The organism is Ruegeria sp. BHSB172 (assembly GCF_059613165.1).
Genome location: NZ_JBXWRZ010000092.1, coordinates 1 through 1,234 on the forward strand (window position 1 = coordinate 1; position 1,234 = coordinate 1,234).

At 62.2% G+C, this 1,234-nt stretch carries 2 protein-coding genes; both read left to right on the plus strand.

Going from position 1 to position 1,234, the window contains the following annotated elements:
- Positions 1-301: MurR/RpiR family transcriptional regulator (locus AC2FM3_RS17895; protein ID WP_496684597.1), on the plus strand; the 301-nt coding region annotated here is incomplete at its 5' end.
- Positions 302-589: 288 nt separating this feature from the next.
- On the plus strand, positions 590-1,234 hold a 645-nt coding region (locus AC2FM3_RS17900), incomplete at its 3' end, for an ABC transporter transmembrane domain-containing protein (protein ID WP_496684599.1).

Genomic DNA, 1,234 nt, shown 5'->3' on the forward strand with positions numbered 1-1,234 from the left:
CGACATCCGCCGCTACGAAGCGCATCTGGAGAAGCTGGCGCAGGTGGCATCGGATCGGGGTGTGACGGTCGTTCTGTTCACCGACCAGTGGGGCTCACCCATCGGGCGGACGGCGGACTACACGTTCCACGCACTGGTCGAGGCCCCGTCGAGCTGGGATTCCACCATCGCACTTCAGCTGATTTCCGAGACCCTGATCGCCGAGGTGCAGGAAGCCCGCTGGGAAGAAAGCAAGGAACGGATCGAAGAACTGGAGCGGTATTTCTCGACCACGCGGATTTTCCGTAGCCTCGACAACTGACCGTTCACGAGCCTTGGCAACCGGTGGACAAAACTGTTGTTCCGCCGATGTCACCCATATATCGTAGCTGCGACGAGGCTCGCTGCAACATCGGGTAGCCGCACCCCCAGAGTGCCTGAGTGAGGCGGAATCCGGCCGGTCGATCTGGCAAGAAACCGCCACACATTGCACTCCGGCGCCCCTTGCGACTTCAGAAGGCCGGGCGAGGCTGGTAAATCCCGGGTTTGGCTGCGGCCCAAGCTTGTCACAGCCCCGGATCCGCGCATGAATGACAAAGGTTGACCGATCGTGAGCCCGAAGCACCCCGAAAATCTCCGCCCGGACCCCGAGCTTCAATCCGCACGCAGGCAGGGATCGACCTTCCTGTTGCTGACCTTCCTGTTCAGCGTCTTCGTCAACATCCTGATGTTGACCGGGCCGCTGTTCATGCTTCAGGTCTATGACCGCGTCCTGTCCTCGCGCGCGGTCGAGACGCTGACGGCGCTGTTTCTGCTGGTCGCCCTGCTCTATGGCCTGATGGCAATGCTGGACTATGCCCGCGGGCGGATCATTGCCCGGTTCGGCGCCAGGTTTCAGTCCGACCTGGACGAACGTGTGTTCGACGCGACCCTGCGCCATGCTCTTTATCCTCAAGCCCGGGCCACACCCGCCCGGTCGCTGCGCGACCTCGAGACCATTCAGGCCCTGTGTGCCTCGCCCGTATTTCTGGCGATGATGGACCTGCCTTGGACGCCGGTGTTTCTGGCCGCCATCTTCATTTTCCACCCTCTTCTGGGCTGGCTCGCGGTGGGGGGCGGGATTCTTCTGATCGTCATTGCGGTCGTGAACCAGATCCTGACCCACCATAAGGTCGCCGAAGCCCAGGTCGCGTCGGCCAAGGCCAACGCCTTTTCCGAAAGTGCCCGTCAGGCGGTCGAAGTGGTGCGATCGCAG